This is a genomic window from Nonomuraea sp. NPDC049309, from assembly GCF_043196965.1.
GTDB lineage: Bacteria > Actinomycetota > Actinomycetes > Streptosporangiales > Streptosporangiaceae > Nonomuraea > Nonomuraea fastidiosa.
This window is the reverse complement of the sequence record NZ_JBICSH010000001.1, coordinates 2176058-2188701: the sequence shown is the minus strand read 5'-3', so window position 1 is coordinate 2188701 and position 12644 is coordinate 2176058. Positions and strand designations below refer to the sequence as shown.

Below are 12644 nucleotides of genomic sequence, written 5' to 3'. Positions count from 1 at the left end.
CCCCGGCGGGTCTCCGCGTCGTCACCTCCGCCGTGGCCGGATGGGTTTCCGCGTCGTCACGCCCGCCGCGCGGCGCGTACCCGATCTAGGATCGGGGCCTGGACACACCCGAGGGGGTCGCCGTGGACATCACCGTGATCGGCGAGGGCTCGGTCCTGGCCGCGCCCGACATCCTGCGGCTGCACGCGGGCGTGGAGGTCCGCAGGGCCTCAGCCTCCGAGGCGTTCTCCGCCGCCCGCGCCGCCGCGGCGCGGCTCTCCGAGGCGCTGGAACGTGCGGGGGTTCCCGCCCGTGACGTGACGACGGTCGAGCTGTCCTTGGGCCCCGAGTACGAGGCGTACCCGAAGGTGTCGGCCTACCGGGCGGCACAGGGCGTGGAGGCCGTCGTCCGCGACGTGAGCAGGGCCGACCACGTCATCGACACGGTGGCGGGCGTCGGCGAGGAGGTCAGGCTCAACGGCGTGGCGTTCGAGCTGTCCGACCCCGTGAGGGCGCTGGCCGGGGCCAGGGAGCGGGCCTTCAGGGACGCCGCCGCCAAGGCCGCCCAGTACGCCGCGCTGGCCGGCCGGCCGCTCGGCCGGGTGGTGTCGGTGAGCGAGCTGCGCCAGGCACCGCCGCAGCCGGTGCGGGCGGCGGCGATGGCGGCCGAGGCCGGGGCCTCGATCAGCCCCGGCACCCGGCAGGTCACGGTCTACGTGGAGGTCGGCTACGACTTCGCCTGACCTCGCGGCGGTGCTTGCCGCGCGGGGCGACGTCGCGTGCCCATGAGCGGCGACGACGTCGCCTGAACCCGGAGCGGACACGATGCCGCCCGCCCTCGCCGGGCCACGTCGCGTGACCCGGGCGCCGGGTCACGGCAGCGCCAGCATGCGGTCGAGCGCGACCTTGGCCCAGTGGGCGGTGTCGTCGTCCACCGTGATCTGGTTGACGACCTCGCCGAGCACCAGCGACTCCAGCGCCCACACCAGGTGCGGCAGGTCGATGCGGTTCATCGTGGAGCAGTAGCAGACCGTCCTGTCGAGGAACGAGATGTTCTTGTCGGGGAAGGTCTGGGCGAGCCGCTTGACGAGGTTCAGCTCGGTGCCGACGGCCCAGCTCGAACCGGCGGGCGCGGCCTGCAGCGTCTTGATGATGTACTCGGTCGAGCCGATGTGATCGGCCTTGGTCACGACCTCGTGGCGGCACTCGGGGTGCACGAGCACGTTGACGCCGGGGATGCGGGCGCGCACGTCGTCGACGGACTCGGCGGTGAAGCGGCCGTGCACCGAGCAGTGGCCGCGCCACAGGATCATCTTCGCCCGCTGCAGCTCCTCGCGGGTCAGGCCGCCGTTCGGGCGGTGCGGGTTCCACACCACGCAGTCGTCGAGCGACATGCCCATCTCCAGCACGGCGGTGTTGCGGCCGAGGTGCTGGTCGGGCAGGAACAGCACCTTCTCGCCCTGCTCGAACGCCCACTCCAGGGCGCGGCGGGCGTTGGACGAGGTGCACACCGCGCCGCCGTTGCGGCCGCAGAACGCCTTGATGTCGGCGCTGGAGTTCATGTACGTGACCGGCACCACCACGTCGGCGAGCCCCGCGTCCTCCAGCTCCTCCCAGCACTCCTCGACCTGGTCGTAGGTCGCCATGTCGGCCATGGAACAGCCGGCCGCCATGTCGGGCAGGATCACCTTCTGGCCGTCGCCGGTCAGGATGTCGGCGGACTCGGCCATGAAGTGCACGCCGCAGAAGACGATGTACTCCGCCTCGGGCCGCGCCGCCGCCTTCTGGGCGAGCTTGAACGAGTCGCCCGTCACGTCGGCGAACTGGATGACCTCGTCGCGCTGGTAGTGGTGGCCGAGCACGAACAGGCGGTCGCCGAGCGCCTCCTTGGCCTTGCGGGCGCGTTCCACCAGCGCGGGGTCGGAGGCGGGAGGCAGCTCGCCGGGGCAGTCGACCCCCTTCTCGCTGTGCGGATCGGCGCCCCTGCCGAGGACGAAAAGCGGCAGTCCGGTCTGGGTGGCCATCGCCATACCCCCTTATCGTCGGTTTGACGATACTCATGATGACATACCGCCGAAACGGTTTATTCCGGGATGTCCGGTACTCGGGAATGTGTGGACACTCGCAGGTGTTGGTAGCGTCATCTGTAGGACGTCGAAACAGACAGCCGGGTTAGGGAGTCAGCAGATGACGGTTGAGAGCAGCGAGACCACGGCACAGGGCCTGATCCTGACTGACGCGGCCGCCGCAAAGGTCAAGAGCCTGCTGGAGCAGCAGGGCGAGGAGGGTCTGCAGCTGCGGGTCGCCGTGCAGCCGGGCGGGTGCTCCGGCCTGCGCTACCAGCTCTTCTTCGACGACCGTTCGATGGACGGCGACGTCGTGTCCGAGTTCGGCGGTGTGAACGTGGTCACCGACCGGATGAGCGCTCCCTACCTCATGGGCGCGACCATCGACTTCGTCGACACCATCGAGAAGCAGGGCTTCACGATCGACAACCCCAACGCCACGGGCTCGTGTGCCTGCGGTGACTCGTTCAACTAGAACGGGCCGCCCGTAACCACCGCAAGGGTCCCGTCCGCCTTTGAGCGGGCGGGACCTTCGCGTATTCTCGTGGGGCTCATTTGGCCTGCTGACAACGAGGAAGAAGAATCCCGTGCGCATCGCCGTAACCGGCTCCATCGCGACAGACCACCTGATGACGTTCCCCGGCAGTTTCGGCGACCAGCTGATCGCCGAGCAGCTCGACCGGGTGTCGCTCTCCTTCCTGGTCGACGATCTGCAGATCCGTCGCGGGGGATGCGCGGCGAACATCGCCTTCGGAATGGCCTGTCTCGGCCTGCGGCCGATCCTCGTGGGCGCCGTCGGCAACGACTTCGCCGACTACCGCTCCTGGCTGGAGCGCCACGGCGTCGACTGCGACTCCGTGCACGTCTCCGAGACCCAGCACACCGCGCGCTTCCTGTGCACCACCGACGAGCACCACAACCAGATCGCCTCGTTCTACACCGGGGCCATGGCCGAGGCGCGGCTCATCGAGCTCAAGCCGGTCGCCGACCGCGTGGGCGGGCTCGACCTGGTGCTGATCAGCCCCAACGACCCCGACGCGATGCTGCGCCACACCGACGAGTGCCGGCAGCGCGGCATCCCGTTCGCCGCCGACATCTCCCAGCAGCTCGCGCGCATGGAGGACGAGCAGATCCGCCAGCTCGTCGACGGCGCCGCCTACCTGTTCTCCAACGATTACGAAAAGGGCCTCATCGAGCAGAAGACCGGCTGGTCCGACGCGGAGATCCTGGACCGCGTCGGCGTCCGGATCACCACGCTCGGCCCCAAGGGCGCGGTCATCGACCGCAAGGGCGAGCCGTCCATCCACGTCTCCCCGGCCCCCGAGCGCGGCAAGGCCGACCCGACCGGCGTGGGCGACGCCTTCAGGGCCGGTTTCCTCGCCGGCCTGGCCTGGGGCCTGTCGCTGGAGCGGTGCGGGCAGCTCGGCAACCTCACCGCCACGCACGTGCTCGAGCGCGTGGGCGGCCAGGAGTACGAGCTGGGGCAGAAGGAGTTCCTGGAGCGCTTCGGAGCCGCCTACGGCGCCGAAGCGGCCGCCGAGATCGCCCAGCACGTCCGCTGCTACCACCCCTGAGACCCCTGGACCCGCCCGGGGCTTCCCGGGCCCTTGCACGCGCCGGGCCGGACCGCTCGCAGGCGGTCCGGCCCTTGTCGGCGCGGCGCTCAGCGGAGCGCGTAGACGCGGTGCACGAACTCGGCGAGCTGGTCGTCGCTCAGGTGCGCGGCCAGGTCCGCCTCGCTGATCATGCCGACCAGCCGGCCGCCGTCCATCACCGGCAGTCGCTTGATCTGGTGCTCTTCCATGCGCGAGAGCGCCTCCTCGACCGTGGCGTCCGGGGTCACCCAGACCAGCCCGGTGGCCAGCTCGCCCGCCGTGGTCTTGGCCGGGTCATGCCCCGCGGCGATGCACTTGACCACGATGTCGCGGTCGGTGATGATGCCCGTCACCCTGTCGTCGGGCCCGCACACGGGCAGCGCCCCCACCTCGTGTTCGCGCATGAGCTGTGCGGCCCGGTCGAGGGTCTCGTGCGCGCTGATACATTCGGCGCCCGTGCTCATGACGTCGCGTGCGCAGTTGTGCGACTGTGAGCTGATCATGGTCATCCCTTGGTGTCGGTGACTTCCTTCGGAAGTCCCCTACCCCCCATACAGGGACAAATCGGACGCCTAGTAGTTGCGGCGGACGTGGATGGCCCAGCCGCCCTCGGGCAGCTCGTACGAGCCGACATGGCGATGCGACTTCAGCCTGCACCACGCCGGCACGTCGTTGTACGCCGCGGGATCGTCGGCCAGCACGGCCACCACCGCGTTCAGCGGGACGTGGTTGATCTGCTCGGCGAGCATGATGATCGGGATCGGGCACTTCTTCCCGAGCGCGTCGATCGTCAACGCCGGCTGGGTAACCTCGGTCATGCGACTCCTGCGTCCTGGCGGATGCGGTGCACCAGCTCGGGCAGCACGGCGAGGAACTCGTCGACCTCGTCCGCTGACGTGCCCCTGGGCAGCGACACCCGGACATTGCCATGCGTCAGCACGCCCATCGCTTCAAGAACGTGCGATGGACGAAGCGTACTAGCGGTGCACGAACTTCCGGAGGATACCGCGAAGCCCGCCTTGTCCAGCTCTGTGAGCAGCGCCTCGCCGTCGACGTACAGGCACGAGAAGGTCACGATGTGCGGCGCCCGCTCGACCGGGTCGCCGATGACCTCCACGTCCGGCACGAGCCGCGGGACCTGCTCCCTGATCCGGTCGACCAGCGCCGACAGCCGCGCCTGCTCGGCCTCGGCCTCCGCGGCCATCGCGCGCAGCGCGGCCGCCGCCGCGACCACGGCGGGCACGTTCTCGAAGCCCGGCACCCGCCGCCGCTCGCGTTCGTCCAGCGGCAGGGGAGAGCGGAAGCGCGTCCCCTTGCGCACGGCGAGCACGCCCACCCCGGCCGGGCCGCCCCACTTGTGGGCGCTGGCCGTCAGCACCGACCAGCCCGGCGGGATCGGCAGCCGCCCGGCCGTCTGCGCCGCGTCCACCAGCAGCGGCACGCCGTGCTCCCGGCAGGCGGCGGCCACCTCGGCGACCGGCTGGAGCGTGCCGACCTCGTGGTTGGCCGTCTGCAGGCACGCGAGCGCCGTGCCCGGCCGCGCGACCGCCTCGGCGAAGGCGGCGGCGTCGGCTCTGCCGGTGATGTCGACGCCGACCGTCTCGACCGTCCCTCCGTCGCGTTCGTGCACTTCAGCGGCGTGCAGGACGCTCGAATGCTCCACCGCGCCGGTGACCATGTGGCGCCCGGCCCTGCGCCTGCCGTGTAGGGTTCCGAGCACACCGAGATGCACGGCCTGTGTGCCGGACGAGGTGAACGACACCTCGTCGGGTCGCGCGCCGAGCACCTCGGCCACCTCCGTGCGAGCCTGCTCCAGCAGCAGGTGCGCACGGCGGGCAGCGCCGTAGAGTCTCGCGGGGTCGGCCCAGCCGGCGTCCAGCGCCGCCAGCAGCGCCTCACGCGCCTGGGGGTGCAGCGGTTCGGTTGATGCCGCATCGAAGTACGCCACGAGACTCATCGTCCCACTTCCGGCGCCATGGAGGGGTCGCGCGGTGGGGCGAGGCACCTGCACGCTAATGTGTCTGCAATCAAGCTGTGCATCAGGAAATACGAGCGCCCAGGGGAAAGACTCTTGGGCTTCATCTGTGGGGTAGGCGATCCGTGAGTCCGACTCGCCGTACGACGCGGCGTTCGTTGGCCCGGCGCAGGGTGCCAGGCGCCGCCGCTTTGGCGTTGCTGCTGGCCACTGCTACGGCGTGTGCTAATGACGTCCCCGAGGCCGACTGGTCTCGCGGCCTTCTTCCCGAACACGTCACCGAGCAGGGCGGCGTCGTCCAGAACCTGTGGAACGGGGCCTGGATCGCCGCTCTCGCCACGGGCGCCGTGGTCGTCGTCCTGATCTTGTGGGCGTCCATCTTCCACCGCAAGCGCAGGGCCAAGGCCGATCTTCCGCCGCAGGTGCGTTACAACCTGCCCATCGAGATCCTCTACACCGTCATTCCGCTGGTGATGGTCTCGGTGTTCTTCTTCTTCACCGCGCGCGACAGCGAGACGCTCACCAAGGTGAGCGGCGACGCGCCGGTCAAGGTCAAGGTCGAGGCGTTCCAGTGGAGCTGGCGCTTCACCACGACCTACAACGGCAAGACGATCGAACCGGTCGCGGGCGTGCCGGTCAGCGACTACAACGAGGGTCCTCAGCTGGTCCTGCCGGTGAACACGAAGGTCGAGTTCGACCTGTCGACCGACGACGTCATCCACTCGTTCTGGGTGCCTGACTTCCTCTTCAAGCGTGATGTCATCCCCGGCATCCCCGAGGACAACCCCGGCCGCAAGTTCGAGATCACCACGCTCTCCAAGACCGGCGTCTTCGCCGGCCGCTGCGCCGAGCTCTGCGGTGTCGACCACAGCCGGATGCTCTTCTCGGTCAAGCTCGTGCCGCAGAACGAGTTCGAACAGTACATCGCGACCCACCAGGCTGGGAGTGCCCAGTGACCGCCATCCAAGAACCACTGACGACGACGCCGCGGATCCGGCCCACGACCAAGGGCCAGATCATCGCGAAGTGGATGAGCTCGACCGATCACAAGATCATCGGGCACATGTACTTGATCACGTCGTTCGCCTTCTTCCTCATCGGCGGCGTGATGGCGCTGGTCATGCGGGCCGAGCTGGCGCAGCCGGGGCTGCAGTTCACCACCAACGAGCAGTTCAACCAGCTGTTCACCATGCACGGCACGATCATGCTGCTGATGTTCGCGACGCCGCTGTTCGCCGGCTTCGCGAACGAGCTGATGCCGCTGCAGATCGGCGCCCCCGACGTGGCGTTCCCGCGCCTGAACATGGTCAGCTACTGGCTCTACCTGTTCGGCAGCCTCATCGCCGTCTCCGGCTTCTTCACCCCGAGCGGCGCCGCCTCGTTCGGCTGGTTCGCCTACACGCCGCTGTCCAACGCGATCAACTCGCCGGGCATCGGCGGTGACCTGTGGATCATGGGTCTGGCGCTGTCGGGTCTCGGCACCATCCTCGGTGCGGTGAACTTCATCACCACGATCGTCTGCATGCGCGCGCCCGGCATGACGATGTTCCGGATGCCGATCTTCACCTGGAACGTCCTGCTGACCAGCATGCTCGTGCTGATGGCGTTCCCGGTGCTGGCCGCCGCGCTGCTCGCGCTGGAGGCGGACCGCAAGCTCGGCACCCACATCTTCGACTCGGAGTTCGGCGGTGCGATGCTCTGGCAGCACCTGTTCTGGTTCTTCGGTCACCCCGAGGTGTACATCATCGCGCTGCCGTTCTTCGGCATCGTGACGGAGATCCTGCCGGTCTTCAGCCGCAAGCCGATCTTCGGTTACATCAGCCTCGTCGCCGCGACGATCTCGATCGCCGGCCTGTCCATCACGGTCTGGGCGCACCACATGTTCCCGACCGGGCAGGTGCTGCTGCCGTTCTTCTCGTTCATGACGTTCCTCATCGCGGTGCCGACCGGTGTGAAGTTCTTCAACTGGATCGGCACGATGTGGCGCGGGCACCTGACGTTCGAGTCGCCGATGCTGTTCTCGGTCGGCTTCCTCCTCACGTTCCTGCTGGGCGGCCTGACCGGTGTCATCCTGGCCTCCCCGCCGCTCGACTTCCACATCAGCGACACCTACTTCGTCGTGGCCCACTTCCACTACGTGGTCTTCGGCACCGTCGTGTTCGCGATGTTCGCCGGGTTCTACTTCTGGTGGCCGAAGTTCACCGGCAAGATGCTGAACGACAAGCTCGGCAAGGTGCACTTCTGGCTGCTGTTCGTCGGCTTCCACACGACGTTCCTCGTCCAGCACTGGCTCGGCATGCTCGGCTTCCCGCGCCGGTACGCCGACTACAGCGCGGCCGACGGCTTCACCGACCTCAACCTGCTGTCGTCGGTGGGCGCGTTCATCCTCGGCGCCTCCACGCTGCCGTTCTTCTACAACGTCTGGAAGACCTGGCGCACCGCGCCCAAGGTCACCGTCGACGACCCCTGGGGCTACGGCGGCTCGCTCGAGTGGGCGACCTCCTGCCCGCCGCCGCGGCACAACTTCACCTCGCTGCCGCGCATCCGGTCCGAGCGCCCGGCGTTCGACCTGCACTACCCGCACGCCACGAGCGTCACGAGCAAGTCCGCCGGGGAGGTTGAGGCCTGATGAAGGTCCAAGGTTGGCTGTTCCTGCTGTGCGGGGTCTTCTTCGCCGGCGTGGACATCGCGTACTGGTTCTGGACCAAGGCCGCCACCGGCCAGGGTGAGCCGGTCGGCACCACCGCGATGGCCATCTCGGTCGGGTTCGCCTTCATGGTGGGCTACTACCTGATGTTCACCGCCAAGCGCATCGGCGCCCAGCCGGAGGACAACAAGCAGGCCGAGATCAGCGAGGGCGCAGGCGAGCTCGGGTTCTTCAGCCCGAGCAGCTGGTGGCCGCTGTTCCTGTGCCTGGCGGCGGCGTTCGCCTTCGCCGGGTTCGTGATCGGCTTCTGGATGTTCCTGATCGGGGTCTTCCTCGTGATCATGGCCATGATCGGGTTCGTGTTCCAGTACTACCGGGGCCACTTCTCGCACTGAGCCACTGAGCCGCACCTGAAGCGGGCGGCCTCCCTTGGGGGAGGACGCCCGCTTTTTGGTGTTCTTTAACGGTGTACGGATGTGGTGATTCGATCACTCAGGGTAATAAGGAGGCGGAAGCGGTTCGATAAGGGACGAGGGAGTACTCGTGGGGCGCGGTACGTATGGATGCGGCCTGCTGGCCATGGCGCTGCTGGCGGCGTGCTCGGCGGGCGAGCCGGCCGATGACCCCAAGAAGGGCGTCGCCATGGCGGGCACGGCCTACAGCGCCCCCGTGGGCGTCACTCCGGCGGACAAGTCGTCGAACGTCCCCACCGACCGGCCCGTGGTCGTCTCCGCCCAGGGCGGCACGCTCAAGAGCGTCCGCGTGGACGGCGGCAAGTCGGGGCCGCTGAAGGGCGTGCTGAGCGCCGACCGCACGCGCTGGCGCAGCCTCGGCACCGCCAGGCCCGGCGTGTCGTACACGGTGACCGCGGTCTCCGTGGACGCCACGGGCAAGGAGCACGAGACCACCAGCAAGTTCAGCACGGTCAAGGCCACCAAGACGTTCGACATCGCGAGCATCACCCCGAACAAGGACGACACCGGCCTGACCGTCGGGGTCGGCATGCCCGTGATGATCGCCTTCGATCAGCCGATCCAGGACCGGGTGGCCGTCGAGCGCAACCTCACCATCCGCAGCTCCAAGCCGGTGGAGGGGGCCTGGCACTGGTTCGACGACCAGCACGTGGACTTCCGGCCGAAGAAGTACTGGCCGGCCAGGACCAAGGTGCGGGTGGAGGCCAAGCTGGCGGGCGTGCGCGGCGGGCCCGGCATGTACGGCAAGCGCGACGTCCAGCTCGACTTCAAGATCGGCCGTCAGCAGATCACCAAGGGCAGCGTCAACGAGCACGTGCTCGTGGTCAGGCGGGACGGCAAGAAGATCCGGACGATGCCGATGAGCGCCGGCCAGGGCGGCCAGTGGAAGTACCACACGACCTCAGGCATCCACCTGGCGATGTCCCGCGAGCCCGTCACGATCATGACCTCGCCCGGCATCGGGCCCGGCCAGCCCGGCTACTACCGGATGACCGTCTACAACACCGTCCGCATCTCCAACAGCGGCGAGTACGTGCACAGCGCGCCCTGGTCGGTCGGCTCGCAGGGCCACGCCAACGTCAGCCACGGCTGCGTGAACGTCAGCCCGGCCGACGCCATCTGGTTCCTCAAGAACACGCTGATCGGCGACCCCATCATCATCACCGGCTCGCCGCGCAAGCTGGAGCCCACCAACGGCTGGGGGCACTGGCAGGAGGACTGGAACGAGTGGCTCAAGTGGAGCTCGCTCAAGGCCGGCCCCACCATCGCCTTGTCCTGAGTGCCCGGTTCTGAGGGCCCGGGGCTGAGTGCCCTGTCCTGAGGGCCCGGTTCTGAGTGCCCGGTTCTGAGTCCCTGCCCCGAGGGCCCCGTCCTGACCGCGCGCACTCGCCGCCGTCTTGCAGGCGACACGCGCTCCTGGCCTGCTGACGGGCGGCGACGCGCTCCGAGGCGCTGAGAAGGACGCTCACGGCATGAGAACGGCGCCGCCTCTCCGAGGAGGGGCGGCGCCGTCGCGTCAGGTCAGAGCCCTCTCAGGGCCCTCTCGGAGCCGTCTCGGCGGCACGCCGCCGAGCAAGCCGAGCATGAGGGTCAGGAACGCGGGAAGGCGCTGCTGACCTCGACCCAGCGCTCCAGCGTGTCCTTGGCGGCGCCGGAGTCGACGGCCTGCGCCGCGCGGGCGTAACCGTCGATCATCGCGGAGTCGAGGTCGTCGCCGGGCCCGTCGAGCGCCACGAGCGCCGCGGCCGCGTTGAGCAGCACCGCGTCGCGCACCGGGCCCGTCTTGCCCGCCAGGAGGTCGTGCACGGCCTGGGCGTTGAACGCCACGTCGCCGCCGCGCAGCGCGCCCACGTCGGCCCGCGGGATGCCGAGCACCGCCGGGTCGAACGTGGTCTGCGTCGCCGCGCCGTCCTTGACCACCCAGACGGTGGAGGTGGCGGCGATCGACAGCTCGTCGAGGCCGTCGTCACCGCGGAAGACCAGGGCCGAGACGCCGCGCTCGGCGAAGACGCCGGCGAGCACCGGCAGCATGCGGGCGTCGTAGACGCCGATCGCCTGGGCCGACGGGCGGGCCGGGTTGGTCAGCGGGCCGAGGAAGTTGAAGATCGTCGGAACGCCGATCTCCTTGCGCGTCGGGCCGGCGAAGCGCAGCGCCGGGTGGTAGACCGGCGCGAAGCAGAAGGCGATGCCGGCATCGCGCGCCACCTGAGCCGTCTGCTCAGGGGTGAGATCGAGCCGGATGCCGAGGTGCTCCAGGACGTCGGCCGCACCGCACGAGGACGACGCCGCGCGGTTGCCGTGCTTGACCACCCTGGCGCCCGCGGCGGCGGCCACGATGGCGGCCATCGTCGAGACGTTGACCGTGTGGGCACGGTCGCCGCCGGTGCCGACGATGTCGACCACCGGGCCCTCGACCTTCAGCGGCGTGGCGAGCTCCAGCATGGTGCGGGCCAGGCCCACCACCTCGGCCACGGTCTCGCCCTTGGCCCGCAGCGCGACCACGAAGGCGGCGATCTGGGACGGTGTCGCGGCGCCGGACATGATCTCCCGCATCGCCCAGGCCGACTCGTCGGAGGTGAGGTTCTCTCCCGACAGGAGAGCGTTGAGCAGGGTTGGCCAGGTCGTCCGGGAGTCCATGGTCACCTACTTTGCGTTGAGACGGGTGGCGGAGCGGCGGCGCATGAGGTCGGCCACGGTGTCGGCGAGGACCAGCGGCTCGAGCGGCTGCGAGACGACGGCGTCGGCCTTCGACCACTCGGCCAGCCAGCGGTCGTCACGCCTGGCGATGATCAGGCAGATGGGCGGGCAGTCGTAGACCTCGTCCTTGGCCTGCCGCGAGACGCCCATGCCACCGGCGGGCTGGGTCTCGCCGTCGAGAACGGCGACGTCGATCTCGCCGGAGCCCAGCCACTGGTGCACCTTGGGCTCGGTGGCGCACTCCACGATCTCCACGAGGGGTACGTCGGCCGCGGGACGCCTGCCGATGGCCTGGATCACCTCGGCCCTGGTGGCGGCGTCGTCGCTGTAGACGAGGACTTTCATCTTCTCGTCGGTGCTCCCACTGGACATCGGTCGCGCTCACTATCAGTCGAAGAGGTATGGTCACCTGGGATCGTACCGGTGCGTGGGCATGCGTACCCAGGCCACCATGCCTGGCGGGTGTTTTATGGCGATTATCCCAGGTTGCTCGGTGGTTCGTACCTGCTAACGGGGGGTCGTGCGCCGGACCGACCACCGGAGCCGCAATAATGCTGCCCGTGGCGACAGCATCCGCAATAACTTCGACGACGACAGCACAGTCGTTCCGCAGACCCAACCTGGTCAGCGTGGGCACGATCGTGTGGCTGTCCTCTGAGCTCATGTTCTTCGCGGCGCTGTTCGCGATGTACTTCACCATCCGGTCGGTGAGCGTCGGCAAGGGCCTCGAGTGGGGTCCGGCGCTGCTCCCTGCGGGCGCAGAGGCAGGCGACGTCGCTCATCTGAACATCCCGTTCGCGACGGTCAACACGATCATCCTGGTCCTGTCGAGTGTGACGTGCCAGCTGGGCGTGTGGGCCGCAGAGAAGGGGCAGGTCGGAAAGCTCCGCTTCTGGTACGTCGTCAGCTTCCTCATGGGCGCGATCTTCATCGCCGGGCAGCTGTACGAGTACGGCGAGCTGGCGTCAGAGGGCGCGACCTTGTCCGCTAACGCTTACACCTCGGTGTTCTACCTGACGACGGGCTTCCACGGCCTGCACGTGACCGGTGGCCTGATCGCGTTCCTCTTCATGCTGGGACGCACGTACGCCGCGAAGCGCTTCACGCATGAGCAGGCCACCAGCGCGATCGTCGTGTCCTATTACTGGCACTTCGTAGACGTCGTCTGGATTGGTCTTTTCGCGACCATCTACATCATTCGTTAAGGAACGG

General features: G+C 68.7%; 14 protein-coding genes. 8 read left to right on the top strand and 6 right to left on the bottom strand.

All coding sequences use genetic code 11. The annotated features are described in order from the left end of the window. The first annotated feature begins 122 nt into the window (after positions 1–122). The gene (locus ACGFIM_RS09805; protein WP_393197403.1) at positions 123–722 is read left to right on the top strand and encodes an SIMPL domain-containing protein; all 600 of its coding nucleotides are present in this window, start codon (positions 123–125) and stop codon (positions 720–722) included. A 129-nt stretch (positions 723–851) separates the two neighbouring features. On the opposite strand, the gene nadA is transcribed toward ACGFIM_RS09805, so the two are convergent. Next, entirely contained in the window at positions 852–2009 is a 1158-nt protein-coding gene (gene nadA / locus ACGFIM_RS09800; protein WP_393197400.1) for a quinolinate synthase NadA, read from the bottom strand. Positions 2010–2166: 157 nt separating this feature from the next. Here nadA and erpA point away from each other — a divergent pair, with 157 nt between their 5' ends. Continuing rightward, positions 2167–2520, top strand: a complete 354-nt coding sequence (gene erpA / locus ACGFIM_RS09795; RefSeq protein ID WP_364055279.1) for an iron-sulfur cluster insertion protein ErpA — start codon at positions 2167–2169, stop codon at positions 2518–2520. 112 nt (positions 2521–2632) lie between these two features. Next, positions 2633–3619 carry a carbohydrate kinase family protein gene (locus ACGFIM_RS09790; RefSeq protein WP_393197397.1) on the top strand — a complete coding sequence of 329 codons (987 nt, stop codon included), beginning with the start codon at positions 2633–2635 and terminating at the stop codon, positions 3617–3619. Between the two features lie 89 nt (positions 3620–3708). Here ACGFIM_RS09790 and ACGFIM_RS09785 read toward each other — a convergent pair whose 3' ends face one another. The 3 genes from ACGFIM_RS09785 to ACGFIM_RS09775 form a co-directional block, all read right to left on the bottom strand. After that, a complete protein-coding gene (locus tag ACGFIM_RS09785) occupies positions 3709–4143 on the bottom strand; it encodes a CBS domain-containing protein (protein WP_393197394.1) in 435 nt (144 codons plus the stop codon). A gap of 69 nt (positions 4144–4212) precedes the next feature. Further along, positions 4213–4458: a sulfurtransferase TusA family protein gene (locus ACGFIM_RS09780; protein WP_364055270.1), complete on the bottom strand. Its 246-nt coding sequence runs from the start codon at positions 4456–4458 to the stop codon at positions 4213–4215. Next, positions 4455–5597 (bottom strand): cysteine desulfurase family protein, encoded by a 1143-nt coding sequence (locus tag ACGFIM_RS09775; RefSeq protein WP_393197391.1) that lies wholly within the window; start codon positions 5595–5597, stop codon positions 4455–4457. Before ACGFIM_RS09775 ends, ACGFIM_RS09780 begins: the two co-directional genes overlap by 4 nt. Before the next feature lie 215 nt (positions 5598–5812). Here ACGFIM_RS09775 and ACGFIM_RS09770 point away from each other — a divergent pair, with 215 nt between their 5' ends. From ACGFIM_RS09770 to ACGFIM_RS09755, 4 genes are all read left to right on the top strand, one after another. After that, entirely contained in the window at positions 5813–6571 is a 759-nt protein-coding gene (locus ACGFIM_RS09770) for a cytochrome c oxidase subunit II (RefSeq protein WP_393197388.1), read from the top strand. A gap of 74 nt (positions 6572–6645) precedes the next feature. Continuing rightward, on the top strand, positions 6646–8244 hold the full coding sequence (ctaD, locus tag ACGFIM_RS09765; protein ID WP_393199697.1) for a cytochrome c oxidase subunit I: 1599 nt from the start codon (positions 6646–6648) through the stop codon (positions 8242–8244). Continuing rightward, on the top strand, positions 8244–8657 hold the full coding sequence (locus ACGFIM_RS09760; RefSeq protein ID WP_364055258.1) for a cytochrome c oxidase subunit 4: 414 nt from the start codon (positions 8244–8246) through the stop codon (positions 8655–8657). The genes ctaD and ACGFIM_RS09760 overlap by 1 nt, the downstream gene beginning before the upstream one ends. A gap of 148 nt (positions 8658–8805) precedes the next feature. Beyond that, the gene (locus tag ACGFIM_RS09755) at positions 8806–10014 is read left to right on the top strand and encodes an Ig-like domain-containing protein (RefSeq protein ID WP_393197384.1); all 1209 of its coding nucleotides are present in this window, start codon (positions 8806–8808) and stop codon (positions 10012–10014) included. A 311-nt stretch (positions 10015–10325) separates the two neighbouring features. On the opposite strand, the gene trpD is transcribed toward ACGFIM_RS09755, so the two are convergent. Beyond that, the gene (gene trpD, locus ACGFIM_RS09750) at positions 10326–11372 is read right to left on the bottom strand and encodes an anthranilate phosphoribosyltransferase (protein WP_393197381.1); all 1047 of its coding nucleotides are present in this window, start codon (positions 11370–11372) and stop codon (positions 10326–10328) included. 6 nt (positions 11373–11378) lie between these two features. Beyond that, on the bottom strand, positions 11379–11804 hold the full coding sequence (locus tag ACGFIM_RS09745; protein WP_364055249.1) for a hypothetical protein: 426 nt from the start codon (positions 11802–11804) through the stop codon (positions 11379–11381). Between the two features lie 179 nt (positions 11805–11983). Between ACGFIM_RS09745 and ACGFIM_RS09740 the strand changes: the two genes are divergently transcribed. After that, positions 11984–12637, top strand: a complete 654-nt coding sequence (locus ACGFIM_RS09740; RefSeq protein WP_393197378.1) for a heme-copper oxidase subunit III — start codon at positions 11984–11986, stop codon at positions 12635–12637. Positions 12638–12644 lie beyond the last annotated feature (7 nt).

Bases quoted from the DNA above. Each gene is read 5' to 3' on its own strand.
- nadA (WP_393197400.1), bottom strand. From the start codon at position 2,009: ATGGCGATGGCCACCCAGACCGGACTGCCGCTTTTCGTCCTCGGCAGG.
- erpA (WP_364055279.1), top strand. From the start codon at position 2,167: ATGACGGTTGAGAGCAGCGAGACCACGGCACAGGGCCTGATCCTGACT.
- ACGFIM_RS09785 (WP_393197394.1), bottom strand. From the start codon at position 4,143: ATGATCAGCTCACAGTCGCACAACTGCGCACGCGACGTCATGAGCACG.
- ACGFIM_RS09780 (WP_364055270.1), bottom strand. From the start codon at position 4,458: ATGACCGAGGTTACCCAGCCGGCGTTGACGATCGACGCGCTCGGGAAG.
- ACGFIM_RS09775 (WP_393197391.1), bottom strand. From the start codon at position 5,597: ATGAGTCTCGTGGCGTACTTCGATGCGGCATCAACCGAACCGCTGCAC.
- ctaD (WP_393199697.1), top strand. From the start codon at position 6,646: ATGAGCTCGACCGATCACAAGATCATCGGGCACATGTACTTGATCACG.
- ACGFIM_RS09760 (WP_364055258.1), top strand. From the start codon at position 8,244: ATGAAGGTCCAAGGTTGGCTGTTCCTGCTGTGCGGGGTCTTCTTCGCC.
- trpD (WP_393197381.1), bottom strand. From the start codon at position 11,372: ATGGACTCCCGGACGACCTGGCCAACCCTGCTCAACGCTCTCCTGTCG.
- ACGFIM_RS09745 (WP_364055249.1), bottom strand. From the start codon at position 11,804: ATGTCCAGTGGGAGCACCGACGAGAAGATGAAAGTCCTCGTCTACAGC.
- ACGFIM_RS09740 (WP_393197378.1), top strand. From the start codon at position 11,984: ATGCTGCCCGTGGCGACAGCATCCGCAATAACTTCGACGACGACAGCA.